The organism is Flagellimonas pacifica, from assembly GCF_900215465.1.
Taxonomy (GTDB): Bacteria; Bacteroidota; Bacteroidia; order Flavobacteriales; family Flavobacteriaceae; genus Flagellimonas; species Flagellimonas pacifica.
In genome coordinates this window covers 1,069,993-1,090,536 of record NZ_OBEH01000001.1, presented here as the reverse complement: position 1 = coordinate 1,090,536, position 20,544 = coordinate 1,069,993, and the positions used below count along the sequence as shown (strand labels likewise).

Below are 20,544 nucleotides of genomic sequence, written 5' to 3'. Positions count from 1 at the left end.
AAAGAAAGCCACTAATGGGTTTTAGTGGCTTTGCAATTGCATTGGGTCACTTAAACTAACTCAAAAATTACTGTTGCGAACAAGTGTTAGAACTTGTAGGCTATACTGGCCCCATAGGTGGCGGGTTGACCAAGCCAAGCCAAATCTGAGCCTCCATTGGAAAAGGTTTGTGCAAAAAACTCTGTGATGTATTCGGTATCTGTAAGATTGGTTCCCCAAAGATTTATTGTAAACTTATTGAAGGTAACACCCAACCTGGCATTTAAAAGATTATACCCTGATGATACAGCGACATTATCTTCGTGCCAATAAATCTTTCCGGTCCCCTCCAAGTTGACATTCCCGTTAAAGGAAACGTTCTTGGTAATATCAAAGCGAGATTCCAAGCCAAAGCTATAGCTGTCCTGAGGCACCAAAGGTGTGTTGTTGCCAGATACATTTATTGTTTCATTGGCTCCAGTGCTCACTGTAGAGGTGCCTTCTGTTATTCTGGCCTTGCTTACCCCATAACTGCCCAAGATATCCAACCAGTTTGTGGCTCTCAATTTCAAGTCCGCTTCAAACCCAACGGACTCACTTTCCGGAACATTAAAATTGCCTATTAGAATATTTCCATTTCCACCATCAAGAACAAGTGCGTATAACTGTTGGTTGCTAAAATCAATATAATATCCGGACAGGTTCAATATGAAACGACCACCCCAAAGGCTATTTTTCATACCAATTTCATAATTATCCGTAGTTTCGGCCTCAAAATCTGAATTATACCGGACTGTATTTCCTTGGTTAAAACCTCCCGTTCTATATCCACGTCCATAATTGGCATATAACAACATATCCTCAGTTGCTTTTAGAGCCAATGAAAGCTTAGGTTGGAGCTGTGAATCCGTTTTTTCAGGATTTGTATTTTCCGTGACATTATCTTGTTGAATGTTATCACGATCAAATCGAAGTCCTGCTGATAAAGTCAACCGGTCAGTTACTTGAAAGTCCAAAAATCCAAAGGCAGCAATAGTGTTATAAGTATTGGTGAAGTTTCCAATAGCTAATCTAGACTGCGTTCCCGTGGGTTGAAAAGGTGGTGCAAAAAAACCAAAATCAGCTGTTGCATCCGTAATAAGTTGCTTATCTAGTTTTTGATAGAATGCTCCCAAATCCCAATTGACCTTGCCATTTGTATCTGTAGAACTCAATCGAAATTCTTGGTTAATGGTTTCTGTATTGCTATCCTGAATTTGTCGTAAAACATCGGCCGGAGTAAAATCCAGGTCGCCTATATGGTTACGCTCTCCTTTATTATAAGAAGATGAAGAAGTAAGCTTGACATCGCCAAGGTTAAAATCGAATTTTAAGTTACCATAAATGGCATCAAGTGTGGATCGGCCAAATTGATCTCCTTGAATGGCAAGATTATCAAAATCGTCAGCATCAATATTTGGATTGCCAGTTGTTGGAGAAGCATAATAAACAGCACCAGCTTCGGCATCCATATACTGACCGGTTAGAGTAGCTGTGGTATTGGATGATAAAATTGCTTTTAGCTGACCTCTTATGGACAATTCTTCCACAAAATCAGGAGCCATATTCAATGTAACGTTGTTCAACAGGCCATCTCCCTTTTTATAAGAACCTGAAACCCTATAAAACAGTTTGTCCTTTACCAAAGGTCCAGTAGATGATAATTGCGTTTGTAAAAGATTTCCGTTTGCATAACCAAATTGAATTTTATTACGTGAAGTATTGGTAGGCTCATTGGTAACAATATTAATTGCCCCCGCTATTGCGTTTCTACCATACAATGCCCCTTGAGGTCCCTTTACAATTTCGATGAGCGCCAAATCAAATAATTCCTGATTGATCAGGTTAGGATCAGGCAATGTAACACCGTCAATAACAAACGCTATGGGAGATTCACCATTACGGATATGTGAAATCCCTCTAACAGTGATAAAGTTATTCCCAATGTTCTGTGAAGTGGTAAAATTTACATTTGGAATTTGATCTGCAAAGGTTTGTACATTATTGATTCCTTTGGTCTCTATTGCCTGTGCCGTGAATGTGACAACGGATTCCGGAATGGATTGCACAGATTCAGCACGTCTTCTGGCTCTACCCACCACATTATCAAATCCTTTAACAACAACCTCGTCAAGTTTGGAAGCATCTTCTTCCATAGTTACATTTAAGGTATTGCCGTCAATGGCAATTTCTAAGGTCTTATATCCAAGATAGGAAAAAACCAAAGTGGCTCCAGAATTAACCCGTATGGCATAATTACCCTTAAAATCTGTTGTGGTTCCATTTGTAGTTCCCTGTTCAAATACGGACACCCCAAAAAGCGGACCTTCGGTGGATTGAACCCCACCACTAACCTCTATATTTTGAGAGAAACAGCAAAAAGGCATAAACATTATAAGTAATAAAACTAATCGTAGCATTGGTTATCTAATTATAAGTTAGTTGGTTAAATATAGACAGGTCAATTTTCCTAAATTTTTTTTCCGAATTATATATTATATTTTAGTAATTCCAATTATATATTTTGGAAAATAATGGAAAATATACTAGAAAGAGATAACAGCGAAACATTGCTCTTGACCAAACACGTGTTCAGCATACTACTAAACAAGGTGATAACCCATTTTAAAGAGTCTCATAAGATTGATGGAAAGTATAAAGATTCCCAACTTTATGGCTTTGGAAATTACGATTTGGAAAAAGCCAATCTAAAGAATGATTTGGAGCTGGTTTTAAGGGGCTATGTAAATGGAAAGTATTTATATAACAAATATAGAGAAGCCTCTTCTGGCAAACCGATTATTAAGATCAGTAGAGAATATAGGTCTCTCTTTTTTAACTATTTGGGATACAGAGATGTCTCCGAATTTGTTGAAAGTGGTTTGTTCACAACAAAACAACGCGACAAGCAATTTGATCTCCTTCGAAGAAAAGGGAACTCAATTGATCATTATTATGTGTGCTACTATTTTGGAGAAGACAACAAAATGAACAAAGGGCAGGTAATTATTTATAATGATTGGAAAACTGTAGAAATGATATATGTATATGTGGATGAAAATGGAGCAAAGGGCGTATATACCTTTTACGGAACTATCAATCAAAGTGAGGATTTTGCCCATTTTGACACCAAATACTTTGTGGGCAACAAGAAAAGTGAAGGGGCAAAATTCATTTTTTTTATTGGAAAATCGTCCCCCAATGAAAGACATTACCTAATTGGAACATACTCTGGATTTGATAAATATGACAGGGCGATAGCAGGAAAAATGATTTTAAAAAAGTACAATGCCAAATTGGAAATTGAGGAAGAGGTAAACAGTAAATTATTTGATCCCATTATTTGCCAAGAACTCAACAAAGTTAGGCTGGTGGTAGAAAGCAACATAAGAAAAAATCCGCTCAGGTTTTCCAAGAAAAGTCCCTATGCACAGATTTTGAGCAAAACTGCAGGGGATTATGCTTTTGAATTTAATATAGAAGGAAGAAATCATTGTTTAAAACTAAGAATAGAAACATACCACCACAATATCGTAAGTTTAAATGATTCCATAATTGTTGAAGATGATAAGGTTGTGGTATTGAACAAGGGACAAATCCTAAATCTTGATTTTGCGATTTCCGGAGTGTTTCATCTTCAAAAAACATCAATTTATATCAATGCTATGGACTTCATTGGTAAAAACAAGGAGGTAGAAGGGAATTTTAATGGCATAGATATAAACAATAAGATTGTTTCTGGAATAGTTAAAATTTCTCGTCTTTATTGACCCTATTTGGGCCAAATAAAAATTAGTTGCTCTACATCAAGTATTAAAAGTAGCCCCGGCAAGAATCGAACTTGCATCTAAAGTTTAGGAAACTTCTATTCTATCCATTGAACTACGGGGCCATTTGCTTAAATGGACTGCAAAAATATGTTTTTTGGGAAAAATAATTTTTAATGAGGCAATTTATCTTTCAATACTCCATATACATATGTGCCCAAAATTGCTGATATCAGTACCATGGCAATAGGAAGAAATCCAGCTCCCAATAAGGTAAACATAGGTCCAGGACATGCTCCTGCCAAAGCCCAGCCCAAGCCGAATAGAATACCGCCAATCAAATATCTGGTAAAACCCTTTTCTTTAGGAGTTATACTAATAGTTTCTCCATAGAAAGATTTAATATTGAATCGCTTTATAATTTGAAGGGCCACTATGCCAATCCCTAGTGCAGAACCTATAATTCCATACATATGAAAAGCATCAAACTGAAACATTTCATAAATGCGAAACCAAGAAGCCGCTTCAGACTTAAACAATAAAATCCCAAAAAAAACACCTATAACTAGATAAAAAAACGTTCTCATACTTAAAAAATAAATGGGAATAAAACATGTACCATTAAAAGGCCTCCAATAAAAAATCCAATCACCGCAATCAAGGATGGTAACTGTAGGTTACTCAGCCCGGAAATAGCATGGCCAGAAGTACACCCTCCTGCATATCTTGCTCCAAAACCGACCAAGAATCCGCCAATAATAAGCAAGACCATATTTTTTATATCTGAAAAAACATTTGTTCCAAAGAGTTCGGAAGGAAGGTATGCTCTGCCAGCACTTTCAAAACCTAAAGAATTTAAATCCAGTACTGTATTTTGACTGATCGCCACTGTTGCATCCGCAGATAAGAAATTAGCACCAATATAACCTCCAATGACTACCCCGACTACGACAATAAGATTCCATTTTTGGGATTTCCAATCAAGTTTGAAAAAATTGGTTCGCTTTCCAGCACCACAAATGGTGCAGATTGTTGCCAAATTTGAAGACATGCCGAATCTTTTGCCCATCATGATAAGGATAATCATGACCAAAGCGATCAATGGGCCGGATACATACCAAGGCCAAGGTTGAAATACCATATTTTGCTTTTTCAACAAAAATGGAGAAAAAGCTTCAAAAAACAAATTTGACCTTTAGCCCGACCTTAATCGGTAATTCCAAACTTTTTTAGAATGTCCTCTAGTAGACACCATTTGGTAAATGAGGATTGCAACAGATTAGCGCCAACAAATCCTGTAAACCAAAGCCAGTTTAAATTCACGTATGCTGCTAAAAGTAGGCTTATGAGTATAAAACTTCCTGCCACTCCCCTTACTATTCTGTTTTTCATTTTTAATTATTTTATATTGATCTTTCTATAGGAATTTCTACCGCCCTTATGGGATTGGCAGTATCTGTGCTTTTATTGAATTCTTTAATATAGGCGAATAGTCTTGTTACTTTTTCTTCTTCGGTGAATGAGAAGAATAAATTAGATGCAACCCCACCCCTCTCACTAGGAAACCAACTACTTGTATAAAAGAACGGACTCCTTTTTTTATATCCATCTATATCCGAACCGCTGAAGGTTTCAATACCTGCCTTCTTAAAAAGCTTGAAGATGGTTTCTTGATATTCTTCAGCCGTAGTAACGATTACCATTTTCTCCATTTACTTATAATTTTTTCGTTCAATCATATAATATACCAACGGCACTACCAGAAGTGTCAAAATCGTGGATACAATAGTCCCTCCCATTAAAGAAATTGCCAAACCTTGGAAAATAGGATCAAAAAGAATTACAAAAGCACCTATGACCACAGTGCCAGCGGTAAGTAAAATTGGTGTTGTTCTAACCGCACCGGCTTCTATCACCGCTTGTTTAAGGGGAACATCCTCCTTCAATCTTAGATTCACAAAGTCTATCAGCAAAACCGAATTACGTACCATGATTCCTGCCAGGGCAATCATTCCGATAAATGATGTGGCCGTAAAAAATGCCCCAAATATCCAGTGTCCCAAGACAATCCCAATTAATGAAAGCGGTATGGCCACCATCATGACCATTGGTGCCTTAAAATTCTGGAACCACCCCACAATCAGCATATAAATTATTATGATCACTCCTAGGAAAGCTATCCCCAGATCTCTAAACACCTCAAGGGTAATTTGCCATTCTCCGTCCCATTTTACCGTATAATCATCTTCAAAACTAGGCTGCTCCATGTACAATTCATTGATGGAATACCCTTTGGGGAGTTGTATTTGGTTCAGTTTTTCCGTCATCCCCAAAATGGCATAAACGGGACTTTCCAATTTCCCCGCCATATCGGACATTACATAGACCACTCTTTTTTGATTTTTTCTGAAAATGCTCTTTTCCTTGATTCCTTCATTGACCTCAACCAGTTCCCCAACCGAGACCATATTGCCACTTTTTGAGGTAATCTTTAGCTGCTTGATTTCATCCAAAGTGGATTTACTTTTTTCATCGATGGCAAGTAAGATGCCTACTTGGTCAAAAGAGTCCTCATCATAAGCATATGTTATGGGCCTTTCTCCCATTGCCATTTTCATGGTCTGGACAATCTGCTGGGGAGAAATTCCATATAAAGCTGCTTTCTCCTTATCAATGACAAAATCATACTCTTTTTGGTCCCCTTCAACCATCCAGTCCACATCTACAACATCTGTAGTGTTTGTCAAAATCTGTTTGACCTTATTGGCAATTTCAATTTGTTTTTCATACTCCGGACCATACACTTCCGCAACAATGGTTGACAGTACCGGAGGACCGGGAGGGACTTCAACTATCTTTACATTGGCATTATACCGTACTGCTATCTCATGTATTTTGGGTCTGAGCATTTTTGCTATGTCATGACTTTGGGCTTTTCGGTCATGCTTGTCAGTAAGGTTTACCTGAATATCGGCCATGTTACTGCCTCCTCTTAAATCGTAATGCCTTACCAAACCGTTAAAGGTAATCGGAGCTGTTGTTCCCACATAGCTTTGGTAATTCATCACCTCTGGTCTTGTGGACAAATACGCCCCTATTTCCTTTGCCACTACTGCAGTGCGTTCCAAGGTGGTTCCTTCTTCAAGATCTATTACAACCTGAAACTCATTTTTGTTATCAAACGGCAACATTTTTACAGCTACCGTTTTGGTGAAAAACAGTCCTATGGAACCTATCAATAATAAAAATGTTATTCCCAAAAACAACCAGCGCTTTTTGCTGTTCTCAATCAAGGGGCGCTCAAAGCGATCATAAATCCTATAAATAAAGGTATCCTGCATTTGGGTGGCCACTTTTTCCTTTTTATCCTTTTCTCTTAAAAAGAGATATCCCAAATAAGGAGTAATCGTTAATGCCACAAACAGAGATAACAACATGGCAATGGACGCCCCTATGGGCATTGGTGACATGTAAGGTCCCATTAGACCTGAAACAAAAGCCATAGGCAACACCGAGGCAATCACCGTAAAAGTTGCCAAAATGGTCGGGTTGCCTACTTCATTTATGGCATATATGGCCGCATCTTTGAATGGCAAACGTTTCATCTTAAAATGGCGGTGCATGTTTTCCGCAATAATGATGGAATCGTCTACCACAATGCCGGTAACAAACACCAAGGCAAAAAGGGTAATCCTGTTCAATGTATAATCCAACATATAGTAGCTTAGCAAGGTCAAGGCAAATGTGATGGGCACGGACAAAAAGACAACTAACCCTCCGCGCCATCCCATGGCCAACATTACAACAAAAGTGACTGCTATAATCGCTCCTATCAAATGCATCAAAAGCTCCGATACTTTTCGGGAAGCTGTTTCCCCATAGTTCCTGGTCACTTCCACATGCACATCATCTGGAATAAGATTTAATTTTAGACGCTCTATTTTTTGAAGTACCATATCTGCAATTTTCATTGCATCTGCCCCTTTTCTTTTAGCAATTGATACTGTTACCGCCGGATATTCGGATTTATACTCATTGGATTTTTCGCTTGCTGCCCCAAAACCTAGGGAGACATAGTTTTTTGGCAATTCGGGGCCATCCAGTACTGCTGCAATTTGCTTTAGGTAAATGGGTTGATTTTGCTTAGTACCCACTATAAGGTTCTCCAAATCTGTTTCTGATCGCAAAAAATGGCCCGTACTTACATGGAATTCAGTGTCGTTGGCATAAAAATTACCAGAATCCATTTGTTGATTATTGGCCTTTACCATTTGTGCTATGGTAAGAAAGTCAACCCCAGCTTCTGCCATTTTATCTTTATCAACAACAACCCGAATCTCACGGTTGCGCCCTCCTATTTTCTTGGTAATGGATACGTCGTTTACTTTCTCTATTTCGTTAATGAGCTCGCTTGAAATTCTATTGAGTTGATAATCATCATATGTTTCACTCCAAAGGGTAAGGGCCAACATGGGAACGTCGTCAATGGCCCTAGTCTTCACTAAGGGCATGGTGACCCCATCTGGCATTTGGTCCATATGCTTATTGATCTCGTCATATAGTCTTACCAAAGAACGTTCTATATCCTCTCCCACATAGAACTGCACAATCACCATCCCTTGTTCTTTCATAGAAGTGGAATACACGTATTCAACTCCTTTGATATTGGATATTATTTTTTCAAGAGGCTTGGTAATCCTGGATTCTACTTCCACTGGACTTGCCCCGGGGTATCCAACAAAAATATCGGCCATGGGCACATCTATTTGCGGTTCTTCTTCCCTTGGAATCAAAAAAGAACTGTACACCCCAATGACCATAAACACAATCATTAACAGTATGGTAAGCTTGGACCCTATAAAGCTTTTGGCTATTCTTCCGGCAAGACCGTCTTTCATGTTTTACGCTTTAAGATTATTGAACGGTTACTTTGACACCATTGTATAGCTTTCCGTCTGCAGATATGATGTATTTCTCCTCTTTCGACAATCCAGATAACACCTCTACGCTATCGCCATAAATATCACCCAGCCGTAACCAGCGCAATAATGCTGTATTGTCTTGGCTTATGGTATAAATCCCTGATAGTTGTCCTTTGTTTACAAGCGCTTTCGTTGGAACGGTTACAAAAGTGTTGGCACTGGTGTCTTTATCCGTTCTAAGTCTTATCGAGGCATACATTCCTGACAAGATTTTGGCCTTGGTCTTGGGCAATAAAATTTTAATCAAATATTGACCCCCGGTATTTTGTGCCGAAGTACTCCATTCTGTTACCTCTCCTATTAAAATGGCATCCAAAGATTTTATCAAAACCTCTGCCTTCATTCCGATTTTGATCGTACCAATCCTGTTTTCGGCAACTTTTGCGGCAACTTCAAAATTTCCGGGTGTCTCTACGGATACCAATGGCACTCCAGGGTTTGCCATGTCTCCCTTATCAATAAAGGTATTGGTGACAACTCCATTAAAAGGGGCTCTAATATTTGCGTAGGCAAACTGGGAATTTATCTCTTTCATCATTTGTCTTGCGCTTTCAAGACGCGCTTTTGCCATCTCGAACCTTGCGGTCATGTCATCAAGTTCTTTCTGCGAAGCACTACTCTCTTTATAGAGGTTCACAAACCTTTCGTAATCTTTTTTTGCATTGGCATGAGCTACTTTTGCTTCAGCTATTGAGGCGTCTACTTGAGCCCTTTTCGCTCTTAAATCGGTATTGTTGATAGAAATCAGTAAATCCCCTTTTCTGACTTTCTGCCCTACTTTAACGGCAAGCTTTTCAACATGTCCCATCATTCTTGTGCTCAATGTTGCACTATTGACGGCATTGATTTGACCGCTCCCTGCCAGTATTGTTGAGCTTCCTTTTTCCTCCACATTGGCTATGGATACCTCAACGGGCTCAACTTTATTAAGCTCAGGTTTTTTATCATTTCCACATCCTATAATGGACAATCCAAGGGCTATTGCCAAAAAAGATTTCATTGATCTCCTATTGTTATTCATAATAAAATTTACTCTTTGGTTAAAAATGCCAGGTAAAATCTCGCATTGTTGAATTCATAAATAGTTTGATAATACATCATTTGCGCTTGGGCGTACATAGCTTCGGCAATCAACACATCGTTGGTTTTTTCCAATCCTTCTTTATACCTGTTTGTTCGTATCCTTAAAGATTCTTCTGCTTGTTTCATAGCCAGTTTTGAGGTCTTCAGTCTGCTCTTCGAATCTTGCATCGCTCTTCTTGTGCGTTGAACTTCTAAATTGCTTTTGGAAACATATTGTTGGTATTCCTGTTTGGACTTTTCATAATTGGCCTTGCTCTTACCAGTTTGGGCAAATCTTTTGCCCCCCTTCAAAATATCCCAGCTTAAACTGGCTCCAAAAAGATATCCTTTGGCATTGGTTTGAAAAACATCGTCATCATACATTTCATAACTCCCAAAGGCTTTGAGCTTCGGCAAAAAAGTCATTTTATCTGCATTCATATTGGCTTTATATGCTTTTGATACCAATTGCATGGCTCGTACATCTGCCCTATTTTCAATTTCTCCTTCTTCCTCTACGTCAAAATCTATAGGCACCAGTATTTCTATAGGCTGATATATGGTGTTTTCTGCAGCATTCATTAAAAACCCCAGATAGTCAGAAGCATTTTTCATATTGCTTTTTGCCTGTTGCAGTTGGTTCTCCACTTCGGTCAATCTTACCTTGGCCTGTAACAAATCTGCCTTTTGCAACAACCCCTGCTCATAACTGTTTTCAGCAACATCATGAGTAGATTTTGCGGCATTGTAGGCCATTTGAAGTACTTCAACCCCCTTATATGCCAACTGTAATTGCGAATAGGCTTTTTTAGCCTCAAAATGGTAATGGTCCTTTGTTCTTATCGCCTGTAACTCCTTTGCCAGCATTGTCGTCTTTGCGGCCTTACGCTGATAAAAACCATCCATATTTATAAGGGGCTGTTCAAAGGAAATCCTGGTTGCATAGCTTTCAACCTGATCAGGGTCATTTAGGGATGATGGTATAAAGTCAGCCTGTGTCAAAATCTCCTGGTTCAATTTTGAACCAAAAGCCATTAAAGGATTTGTGGTGGCTATACCCGTATGGGAAATGGATATTTGGGGTAAAAAGATGACATTGGTTTGGTTGTAGTCATATTTGGCCATCTTGGCATCCTGTTCTGATAGCTTAATTCCAATGTTCAACTCTTGAACCTTGTCCAAGACTTCAACCAGTGAAATCTCCAACCTATCTTGGGAAAACAAGAATCCCTGCATCAAAATAAAGAGTGTTGGAACTAAAAACTGCTTCATGGTTTAACATAATTTGAAGCAAAATTAGATTCATCAAGTTGCACCCACAGTAACTTGTGTTACCAAAAAAATATGGTGAATAAAATAAAAGGAATTTCAATGGCCAATTATGCTCTAGTAAGAATCTGGGTCTTCATACACTAGTTTCGCCATCAACAATAACTCTGAAAACTTTATAATTAAGTCGCTTATGTTACAAACTAACCGCTTTTAACATATCATCACAGGATTGAATCTGATTTAACGATTCAAACTAAAACAAAATCAGATAATTTACTTCTTTCCGCTATTCATTAGGGCCAATACTGCACCAACAAGTACAATGACCACCAAAGCGAAAAGGCCTATCATCCAGATACCATTTTCCCATGAAACTAAAGGAAGTATTTGAAGTGTTTTCATTCTCTAAATTTTATAATGAGCAAATTTAGTTGGCCCTTTTTATAGAACATATGATAATTCTCAGTTAATTATTTAAATGAAAACATCCCAACCGGTATTGCTGAGATGTTTTTCAAAAAAACAATCAATCAAAAACTACTTTTTTACTTTACAGGTGTTCATCCCAAATAGGGTGTACAAAGGGCAAAAGCTTATAAAGCTCGTCAATACAAAAATCCCTGACAACCCTAATAAAATGTATGCCAAAGTTTCTTCTATCACATCCAAATAATACAATGCAAATACTATCACTGCAATTATTGTTCTTACCATGCGATCAAGACCGCCCATGTTCTTTTTCATAATTCATGTATTACACTATCAAAATTACATTTTGCCCGTAAAGTTTTTGGTAACTTGGGTTACATAGCCGTGTTCTTTTTTACGCTATTTTTAAGTTTGGCAAAATATATTTATGGATAGAAGAAATTTTACGGGCAAAATGTCCTTGGTAATAATGGCAGGTATACTTGGAACCGATATTGTTTTTGGCCATTCATTGCCAAAAGATTATTTACCATTGGGCCTTCAAGATACCGACCCTTTTAAACTGTTCAAGAAAGATAGGCAAATGGTAATCCTAAACGACAAACCGTGGAATATTGAAGCCAAAGCCCATTTGTTGAATGATAAAATCACTCCAAATGAATTTATGTTCATTCGCAACAATGGAAAAATTCCACAAAAGATTGATGCCGCCAACTGGACACTTACAATTGATGGAGAATCTGTCAGAGAAAAGAAAATTTATTCATTGAAAGACCTTAAGACCAAGTTTCAACAATATACATATCAATTGACCCTTGAATGTGGGGGCAATGGCCGTAGTGAATTCAATCCTCCCGCAAAAGGAAACCAATGGACGGTTGGTGCAGTTTCATGTGCAAACTGGACCGGGATTCGTTTACGCGATATGCTAAACGATATTGGATATAAATCAGATGCCGTGTATATTGGTTACCATGCCGCCGACACCCACTTAAGTGGTGACCCAACCAAAGAACCCATTTCAAGGGGGGTCCCAATTTCAAAAGCATTGCAGGAAGAAACCTTATTGGCCTTTCAAATGAATGGAGAGGACATTCCTCTTGCCCATGGTTATCCATTGCGATTGGTTTGTGGAGGGTGGCCAGCTTCGGCATCCGGTAAATGGATCAACCGATTAAGCATTAGGAACGAAGTGCATGATGGTGCCAAAATGGGAGGGAGCTCATATAGGGTGCCTTGTGAAACCGTTGCTCCGGGAGCCAAAGTGGAGAATTCCAGCATGTGCATTATTGAATCCATGCCTGTAAAATCCTTAATTACAACTCCTAAAAGTGGTGCCCTAATCAAAATGGGAAACACGCTCCATATTGAAGGACATGCTTGGGCCGGGGAATTAACAGTTTCAAAGATGGAGTATTCCATTGATTTTGGGAGTACATGGCAAAAATGCACGCTTGAAAAACCTATAAACCGTTTGGCATGGCAACATTTTAAGACATCCATATCCTTTCCCAAAAAGGGATATTATGAGGTTTGGGCAAGAGCAACCGATCAAAATGGAAAAAGCCAACCAATGGTGCTTCCTGGGTGGAACCCGAAGGGTTATCTGAACAACGCTTGTCATAGAATTGCGATAAAAGTGGTCTAAGCATGAAGAATAATTTTGAAGATCAGGTCAAAGCACTTTCAAGGACATTATTGTTATTCCTGTTTTTGTTGGTGTTTCTTATTGGAGGTTTATTTTATTTTAAAATGTATCCTGAAAAGCTTCATTCAAAGAAAGAAACCTTTAAAGAAATTGTTGACGTTGACACCGAAATTGAAAACGGCATTCATATAGAAACTGGTTTTGTTGCTGATGAAGGAATGGAGGTTACCATACAAAATTGCACCAATTGCCATTCAGCAAAGTTGGTCACCCAAAATAGGATGAGCAAAGAAGGCTGGAAGGCGACCATTAAATGGATGCAGGAAACCCAAAATTTGTGGGATTTGGGTTCAAATGAAGATCTTATTGTAAGCTATTTGGCAAAAAACTATGCTCCGGTCGCAAAAGGTAGGCGACAAAATTTGGAAGATATAGAATGGTATGAACTAGAATGAGTTTTATGCAAGAATACATTAAAGCTTTTACCGATGCCTTTTTGGGAACGGCCGAATGGACATTGAAATCCATTTTGTTCCAAGTACCCTGGCACACTAATTATTTTTGGGCACTCATTGTCATTTCACTCTTGGTTTGGGGGTTGGAAATATTTTTTCCATGGCGAAAACAACAATCCATCTTCAGAAAAGATTTTTGGTTGGATGGTTTTTACATGTTTTTCAATTTCTTTGTTTTTGCCATAGTCATCAGTGGTTTTTATAAAGTTTTGGCCTTATCTCTAGGCAAAATTGGAATCACCGCCAAAAGCCTTGCAGTTATCGACTTTTCAACCTGGCCAATATGGGCCCAGCTACTTGTGTTTTTCGTTATCCTGGATTTTGTACAATGGATCACACATATTTTGTTGCACAAACTGCCTTTTCTATGGAGGTTTCACCAAGTGCACCACAGTGTAAAAGAAATGGGTTTTGCGGCTCATCTTCGCTACCATTGGATGGAAAACGTTCTCTACAAACCCCTAAAAACATTTGGGGTTATGCTCTTGGGCGGATTTGAACCTGAGCAGGCTTATATTGTGCATTTTGCCGCCATTACCATAGGGCATTTAAATCATGCCAACATTAAACTCACCTATGGCCCCTTAAAATATGTCTTCAACAATCCCGTGATGCATTTGTACCATCATTCTTATGAATTGCCCAAAGGAAGCTACGGAGTGAATTTTGGCATAAGCTTAAGTTTATGGGACTATATTTTCAAAACCAATTATGTGCCTGAAGATAGTGGAACCATAGCCTTGGGGTATCCTGGTGACCAATCCATGCCCAAAAGTTTTTGGGGGCAGTTCATTTATGGGTTCAAAAAATCAAGAAACACTTAACCAAAATTGTATTGAGGCTTACTTAATGGAGACTGTCTTTTTCAAAAATAATGCTCCAAATACCTCTTACCTCATTTACATTATATCCTGTGGCCTTGTCATTTGGATATAGCCTTGATAAGGATTTCATCACCTCTTTCCCTATGGTCTTTTCAGGTGTTCCATGGCATTTTAAACACATATTATTGGTAACAATTGGGTAGTAAAAGTCTATTTGATCATTATTTTCAACCACTACTGGTTCAATAGAATTTCCATTGGCAACCTGTTCTTTAAATGCCTCAATATATCCCAATTCGGTTTTGTTGGCCTTATTTTTAGAGTTTCTGGGCTTATCTGAAACGCGTTTTATTTTTGCATTGAAGTGCACTGACATGCTATCTGTTAATGTATAAGCACGCTCATTGCAAAAAGCGAGTGCAGCATCCACACCTTTTGTTTGAATGGTACCCATAAGGTTTTTGCCCAACACTTTTTTGGTTCCCAGAGCATATTTGAGGCCAATTTCCTTATGATCAAGGGGAGCGTTATCTTCAGTGCCCACTGTTTTTCCCGAATTATTATAGGGAGTTTTGCCATGTCCTTTCCAATGCTCTTTGAACCATTCCGGTTCCTCGATCTGATAATCATAAAGATATTCCGCTATTTTACCCACCTCATCTTCTGGAAAGTATTGATAGGGCATCACCCCAAAACGATCAACAGCTCCCCACATTATCGCATTTTGTTTTGAGGGTGATTTCAAAAAAGCAGAAAAGGCTTCCGTAAAAGCTTCTTCATCCTCAAAACTCTCCATGTATCTTGCTTTTACCGCAATCATGGGTGGGGCAATTCTACCCTTATTTTCAGGAGCAGAGGGGCTGTGGCATAAATAACACTTATTTTCCATCAGCACTTTTCCTTCATGTCCGCTAGAAACTATTTTAGATATAGAATCATCGCCAATATTTGATGAACTGGGTTTTTCCTTACAGGAAATCATTGAAAAAATGATAGCTATTGCAATACTTCTTTTCATCAGAACATCCTTAAGATCAATAATTCCATGTCCTATATCCACCTTTTAGATCATATATCATGCTAAAGCCCATTCCAACAAGTTTCTTTGCTGCTTTTTGACTCCTATTGCCCGATTGACAATACAGGTAGACTGGTTTGTCTTTTTTCATTTCGGCAAAATCGGCCTTAAATGCTGATGGATTGAAGTAATCTATATTACAGGCTCCTTTTATATGGCCAGCAGCAAATTCCCTAGCCGTCCTCACATCTACCAATTGGATTTTACCTTTGGTAATGGCTTTTTTATAATCTTCTTTTCCCAATACCTCAATAGCATCTGAATTGTTTGCTCCTCCGAATAAAAAATCTAAAATTGACATGCTTATAATTGTTTTTTAGCTAAATAAAAATCGACCAATTGAATAGTATCATCTTCTAAACGTGCTTGCATTCCGTAGTACAGACGGACGTAAAACCAGCTGGATACGAGAACAGCACAAACCATTTGTCACCGGCATATTCAGAAGGCTTAATATTCCCTTTATTGGACAATGCCTCAAAATCTGGAGCAACATCTCCCATTCTTTGCATTGTATAATTTTGTGCGACTTCATTTTCCATGTTCCTATTTTAAGAATCATCAAAATTAAAGTCTAAGTACTCCTTTGTCAGTAACGTGTGTTACATAAAAAAATTAGGTGATTATTCGGTCATACTCCAATCGTCATAACCTCCAGAGTAGTCGTAGATTTTTTTAAACCCTCTAGCTTTCATTAACTCAGCGGCTCTATTGCTCCTCCCTCCCATTCTACAGTACAGATAAACAGGTTCATTTTTGTCTAGAGCATCAATTTGGTCAATGAATGTATCATCATTGATATTGAAATTAACTGCATCATCAATAAATCCATTTTTATATTCTTGGGGTGTTCTTACATCAATTAGTTGAACATCCTTCCCAATAACTTTAGTCTTGATGGCTGTTTTATTTATTTTTTTGATGAAACCTTCCTGAGGTTGGCATGAAATAAACCATAAAAAGGAAAAAACCGTCAATACATATTTGAATAAAGTTTTCACGGCAATCATTTTTTCAAGGTTGTTGGACATACAAAATCCGTTACCGGAATCCCAACTTCCTTGATTGCTTTAAATCCGCCTGCCACATCAACAAGATTGTGAATTCCCCTACTCTTTAATATTGAAGCAGCAATAATACTACGATAACCTCCAGCGCAGTGTACATAAAATGTTTCTTTTTCAGGGAACTCGGCTAAATGATCGTTTAGAAAATCCAATGGGGTTAGTATAGCATCTTCTACATGTTCGGCAGCGTATTCCGTTTCTTTTCTGACATCAAATACGGGTATTTTGTTATCCAATCTTTGCTTAAACACATCTGCACTAATGCTATCAACAGTGTCAATTTCTTTTCCAGCTTTTTTCCATGCTTCCAATCCACCTTCCAAGTAACCCAATGTTCCATCAAATCCCACTCTGGATAGTCGGGTAATGGTTTCTTCTTCCTTACCCTCAGGAGCAACCAAGAGTATGGGCTGTTCCACATCGGCAATCAATGCGCCTACCCAAGGGGCAAAACTTCCGCTCAATCCAATAAAAATAGAGCGGGGTACATGACCCTTGGCAAATTCCTCTTGATGGCGCACATCCAAAACCACAGCTCCAGTTTCATTGGCTGCAGCTTCAAAAGCTGCTGGGCCAAGGGATTGTGTCCCTCTCTTCAAAACCGTATCTATATCCTCATACCCTTCTTTGTTCATTTTTACGTTTAAAGGAAAGTATTGTGGAGGGGGAAGAAGCCCTTCCGTAACTTCCTTTATAAATTCTTCTTTGGTCATATCTGCCCTTAGGGCGTAATTCATCTTTTTTTGGTTGCCCAAAGTATCCACAGTTTCTTTCATCATGTTTTTACCACAAGCTGATCCAGCACCATGCGCAGGATAAACAATAATGTCGTCCGCCAGGGGCATTATTTTATTCCGAAGGCTCTCAAACAAAATCCCGGCCAATTCCTCTTGGGTCATATCAGCCGCCTTTTGCGCCAAATCCGGTCTCCCGACATCGCCCAAGAACAAGGTGTCTCCACTAAAAATAGCATAGTCTTTACCTGTTTCGTCTTTTAATAAATAGGTAGTGCTCTCCATGGTATGTCCTGGCGTATGCAATACCTTAATCGTCAACTTCCCCAAAGAAAATTCTTGACCGTCCTCAGCAATAGTAGCGTCAAAAGAGGGGTTGGCATTGGGCCCAAAAATTATGGGAGCTCCAGTTTCTTTGGATAAAGTGACATGTCCACTCACAAAATCAGCATGAAAATGGGTTTCAAAAATGTATTTTATTCTGGCTTTATCTTCTTCAGCTCTTTTAATATAGGGCTTTACCTCTCGCAACGGATCAATAATGGCCACCTCTCCTTCGCTTTCTATGTAATACGCTCCCTGAGCCAAGCATCCTGTATATATTTGTTCTATATTTTCCATTGTCATATTTTTTTATCGAAGATAAAGTTGATTGTACTATTTTTTGGTTACCAAAGTTACAAATACCCAGTTTTGGACTGAAGAGATATTTTCTCTTGGATTTTGCTTCTCTCTTTTTGATTGGAGCAGTAATCTACCGCTTCAACGGTTTTTACAAAAAGATTTTCTTTTCCGATGACATCAATTAGTCCGCTACTATGAAAAATATCCCTTGTAGGGCCAATGGCGCCTGTTATGAAAAATTGCATGCCTTTTGACTGTAAATCTTGAACAATTCTGACCAACTGTGCCGCAGCACTGCTATCAATGTAATTAATGGCCTCTGCGTTCAAAATAACAAATTTTAGTTTCTCTCCTTTGGTTTCTATTTGCTTGTACAGTTCTTTTTTAAAGTAATCCTTGTTTCCAAAATAGAGTTGGGCATCAAACCTGAAGATCAATTTATCTCCATCAATCTCAACCTCATCTGTAAAACGGTCAACGTTTTTAAAATAATCTGTATCCTTTATTCTTCCCAATATGGCCATATGTGGATTGGAGATTCTATACACTAACAAAAACAGGGAAAACAATACCCCCAATAAAATTCCCTCGATTAAACCAACAAAGAGCGTCAAGAAAAAAGTAATATTCAACAAAAAGAACTCGTCTTTTCTATGTTTTAAAAGTTCAATGGGATATTGAAGATCAATAAGCCCAAAAACGGACACCATGATTATAGCCCCCAACACTGCTGTTGGCAAATTATAGAACAATGGTGTCAAAAAAAGTAAGGTTCCTGCAATGAGCAGTGCGCTAAATATTAAAGACATTCCTGTTTTGGCCCCTGCCTGATCGTTAACAGCTGTTCTTGAGAAGCTCCCGGACACCGGAAAAGACTGAAAAAAGGACCCTATTACATTGGAAAGCCCCAAAGCTCGTAATTCTTGATTGGAGTCCAACTCATATTCAGGATGTTTCTCTTCCAAGGTTTTTGCAATGGAGATTGCTTCCATGAAACCAAAAAGGGCCACTGTAATGGCTATTGGTAATAACTCCCCGAATGCATTTACTTCAATGTTAGGGGTCTGGAAAATAGGTAGCCCACTTGGTATTTCGCCAACAATACGGATCCCCTTTGATTCCAAATTAAAAAATGAAACCGCCAAAATACCCAGAACAACCACTAACAAAGGGGTTGGAATCCTTTTGCTTATTTTGTTCATAAAAAGTATAAGGAGCGTAGCCGAAACTCCAAGAACAAGGGTTGGAAAATTCACTTGTCCCAAGCTTTCAAAAATGTTGGACAGAAGGACATGTATTTTGCTGGATTGTGGAAATTCCATTCCAAAAACATGTTTTAACTGTCCCAATCCTATAAGGATTGCCGCAGCCGATGTAAATCCGCTTATTACAGGTTTAGATAGGAAATTGACAAAAAATCCCATTCTTAAAAATCCCAGCAACAGTTGTATGCCTCCTATTATCAGTGTCAAAAAAAGTACAGCAGCTATATAATCCTCAATATTGGAAAGGTGCAAAGCTCCAATTCCGGCAGCCACCAATAATGAATCCATGGCAACCGGGCCAACGGCCAGCTGTCTAGATGTTCCGGTAAGCGCATAGATAAGTTGTGGAACCAATGCAGCATATAGCCCGTAAATTGGTGGCATTCCAGCAATCATGGCATATGCCATTCCTTGGGGGACAAGCATGACTCCCAAGGTAACACCGGCAGTCAAATCGTTTGCCAAAAACGTTCTATCATATGTTCTTATCCAAGATAAAAATGGCAAATACCGTTTGAGCATTCAATTTGAGTTTGTGTAAAAATAAGGAGCAAAGCGATGATTTACAGTAACAAAAAGCACAAAATTATAAATCTATAATTTGAATGTGGCTTCTATGAAGCTTCAGTTTTTTAAGTTTTTCCAGCTTTTTTAGCAATCTGGATATTACCACTCTTGAAGTATGCAGATCATAGGCAATCTCTTGATGAGTATTGCGAATACAGTTGTCATTGGTGACCTCAGATTTCTTTATTAAATATTCCATCAATCGTTGGTCCAAGTTTTTAAATGCAATGCTATCCACGGTATGCAAAAGTTCATTCAAGCGATTGTGATAACTTTCAAAAACATAGTTTCGCCAACCTTTATATTTAGCCATCCACTCTTCCATTTTCTGAACGGGAACCATAACAATTTCAGTTTCCGTTTCGGTAATGGCCCTGATTTCACTTTTTGTTTGGCCCATGCAGCAGGCCATGGTCATAGAGCATGTTTCTCCCTGTTCCAAATAGTACAACAACAACTCATCACCTTCATCATCTTCCCTAAGTACTTTTATAGCTCCGGACAAAAGCAATGGTATACTTCTAATGTAATTTCCAATATCCATTAAGATTTCACCGGCTGGAACCTCAACCAGTTTACCTTCAGCTACTATTTCATCAATTAGCGATTGTTCAAATTGACTTTCAAAGGTTTCCAGAAGCTCTTTTTTCATAATCTATAAATACACTTCTAATGTAGTTATTTTGTTGGAG

21 protein-coding genes and 1 tRNA gene are annotated in these 20,544 nt (G+C 38.5%); 4 read left to right on the top strand and 18 right to left on the bottom strand.

From position 1 onward, the window contains the following. Positions 1-86: 86 nt before the first annotated feature. On the bottom strand, positions 87-2,438 hold the full coding sequence (locus CRO15_RS04860) for a TonB-dependent receptor (protein ID WP_097044625.1): 2,352 nt from the start codon (positions 2,436-2,438) through the stop codon (positions 87-89). A gap of 114 nt (positions 2,439-2,552) precedes the next feature. On the opposite strand from CRO15_RS04860, the gene CRO15_RS04855 reads away from it, so the two are divergent. Continuing rightward, on the top strand, positions 2,553-3,788 hold the full coding sequence (locus CRO15_RS04855) for a hypothetical protein (protein WP_097044624.1): 1,236 nt from the start codon (positions 2,553-2,555) through the stop codon (positions 3,786-3,788). Positions 3,789-3,838: 50 nt separating this feature from the next. On the opposite strand, the gene CRO15_RS04850 is transcribed toward CRO15_RS04855, so the two are convergent. From CRO15_RS04850 to CRO15_RS04810, 10 genes are all read right to left on the bottom strand, one after another. Continuing rightward, positions 3,839-3,910, bottom strand: a tRNA-Arg gene (locus tag CRO15_RS04850). A 48-nt stretch (positions 3,911-3,958) separates the two neighbouring features. Beyond that, complete coding sequence (locus CRO15_RS04845) at positions 3,959-4,372, bottom strand: DUF6691 family protein (RefSeq protein WP_097044623.1); 414 nt, start codon at positions 4,370-4,372, stop codon at positions 3,959-3,961. A 2-nt stretch (positions 4,373-4,374) separates the two neighbouring features. After that, complete coding sequence (locus tag CRO15_RS04840; RefSeq protein ID WP_097044854.1) at positions 4,375-4,926, bottom strand: YeeE/YedE family protein; 552 nt, start codon at positions 4,924-4,926, stop codon at positions 4,375-4,377. A gap of 65 nt (positions 4,927-4,991) precedes the next feature. Further along, positions 4,992-5,177 carry a YgaP family membrane protein gene (locus CRO15_RS04835; RefSeq protein ID WP_097044622.1) on the bottom strand — a complete coding sequence of 62 codons (186 nt, stop codon included), beginning with the start codon at positions 5,175-5,177 and terminating at the stop codon, positions 4,992-4,994. A gap of 11 nt (positions 5,178-5,188) precedes the next feature. After that, entirely contained in the window at positions 5,189-5,497 is a 309-nt protein-coding gene (locus tag CRO15_RS04830) for a hypothetical protein (RefSeq protein ID WP_097044621.1), read from the bottom strand. Further along, positions 5,498-8,683: an efflux RND transporter permease subunit gene (locus CRO15_RS04825; protein ID WP_097044620.1), complete on the bottom strand. Its 3,186-nt coding sequence runs from the start codon at positions 8,681-8,683 to the stop codon at positions 5,498-5,500. Positions 8,684-8,699: 16 nt separating this feature from the next. Beyond that, positions 8,700-9,767, bottom strand: coding sequence for an efflux RND transporter periplasmic adaptor subunit (locus tag CRO15_RS04820; RefSeq protein ID WP_097044619.1), 1,068 nt, complete (start codon positions 9,765-9,767; stop codon positions 8,700-8,702). A 29-nt stretch (positions 9,768-9,796) separates the two neighbouring features. Next, positions 9,797-11,101 (bottom strand): TolC family protein, encoded by a 1,305-nt coding sequence (locus CRO15_RS04815; protein ID WP_097044618.1) that lies wholly within the window; start codon positions 11,099-11,101, stop codon positions 9,797-9,799. A gap of 273 nt (positions 11,102-11,374) precedes the next feature. After that, positions 11,375-11,503 carry a hypothetical protein gene (locus CRO15_RS19995; RefSeq protein ID WP_280950949.1) on the bottom strand — a complete coding sequence of 43 codons (129 nt, stop codon included), beginning with the start codon at positions 11,501-11,503 and terminating at the stop codon, positions 11,375-11,377. A 135-nt stretch (positions 11,504-11,638) separates the two neighbouring features. Then, positions 11,639-11,845, bottom strand: a complete 207-nt coding sequence (locus CRO15_RS04810) for a YgaP family membrane protein (RefSeq protein WP_097044617.1) — start codon at positions 11,843-11,845, stop codon at positions 11,639-11,641. Between the two features lie 112 nt (positions 11,846-11,957). Between CRO15_RS04810 and CRO15_RS04805 the strand changes: the two genes are divergently transcribed. From CRO15_RS04805 to CRO15_RS04795, 3 genes are read left to right on the top strand one after another with little or no spacing between them, the layout of a single operon-like run. Beyond that, positions 11,958-13,178, top strand: coding sequence for a sulfite oxidase (locus CRO15_RS04805; RefSeq protein WP_097044616.1), 1,221 nt, complete (start codon positions 11,958-11,960; stop codon positions 13,176-13,178). Positions 13,179-13,180: 2 nt separating this feature from the next. Further along, positions 13,181-13,633, top strand: a complete 453-nt coding sequence (locus tag CRO15_RS04800; RefSeq protein ID WP_097044615.1) for a monoheme cytochrome C — start codon at positions 13,181-13,183, stop codon at positions 13,631-13,633. A gap of 5 nt (positions 13,634-13,638) precedes the next feature. Further along, positions 13,639-14,517: a sterol desaturase family protein gene (locus tag CRO15_RS04795; RefSeq protein ID WP_097044853.1), complete on the top strand. Its 879-nt coding sequence runs from the start codon at positions 13,639-13,641 to the stop codon at positions 14,515-14,517. Positions 14,518-14,539: 22 nt separating this feature from the next. On the opposite strand, the gene CRO15_RS04790 is transcribed toward CRO15_RS04795, so the two are convergent. From CRO15_RS04790 to CRO15_RS04760, 7 genes are all read right to left on the bottom strand, one after another. Continuing rightward, positions 14,540-15,577 carry a c-type heme family protein gene (locus CRO15_RS04790; RefSeq protein WP_243396902.1) on the bottom strand — a complete coding sequence of 346 codons (1,038 nt, stop codon included), beginning with the start codon at positions 15,575-15,577 and terminating at the stop codon, positions 14,540-14,542. After that, on the bottom strand, positions 15,552-15,896 hold the full coding sequence (locus tag CRO15_RS04785) for a rhodanese-like domain-containing protein (RefSeq protein WP_097044614.1): 345 nt from the start codon (positions 15,894-15,896) through the stop codon (positions 15,552-15,554). Before CRO15_RS04785 ends, CRO15_RS04790 begins: the two co-directional genes overlap by 26 nt. A 55-nt stretch (positions 15,897-15,951) precedes the next feature. Beyond that, positions 15,952-16,137, bottom strand: coding sequence for a redoxin domain-containing protein (locus CRO15_RS04780; protein ID WP_097044613.1), 186 nt, complete (start codon positions 16,135-16,137; stop codon positions 15,952-15,954). Between the two features lie 81 nt (positions 16,138-16,218). Then, entirely contained in the window at positions 16,219-16,596 is a 378-nt protein-coding gene (locus CRO15_RS04775) for a rhodanese-like domain-containing protein (protein WP_243396901.1), read from the bottom strand. 5 nt (positions 16,597-16,601) lie between these two features. Next, entirely contained in the window at positions 16,602-18,017 is a 1,416-nt protein-coding gene (locus CRO15_RS04770) for an MBL fold metallo-hydrolase (protein WP_097044850.1), read from the bottom strand. Between the two features lie 56 nt (positions 18,018-18,073). Further along, positions 18,074-19,807 (bottom strand): SulP family inorganic anion transporter, encoded by a 1,734-nt coding sequence (locus CRO15_RS04765; RefSeq protein ID WP_097044612.1) that lies wholly within the window; start codon positions 19,805-19,807, stop codon positions 18,074-18,076. A gap of 64 nt (positions 19,808-19,871) precedes the next feature. Continuing rightward, complete coding sequence (locus tag CRO15_RS04760; RefSeq protein WP_097044611.1) at positions 19,872-20,504, bottom strand: Crp/Fnr family transcriptional regulator; 633 nt, start codon at positions 20,502-20,504, stop codon at positions 19,872-19,874. Positions 20,505-20,544 lie beyond the last annotated feature (40 nt).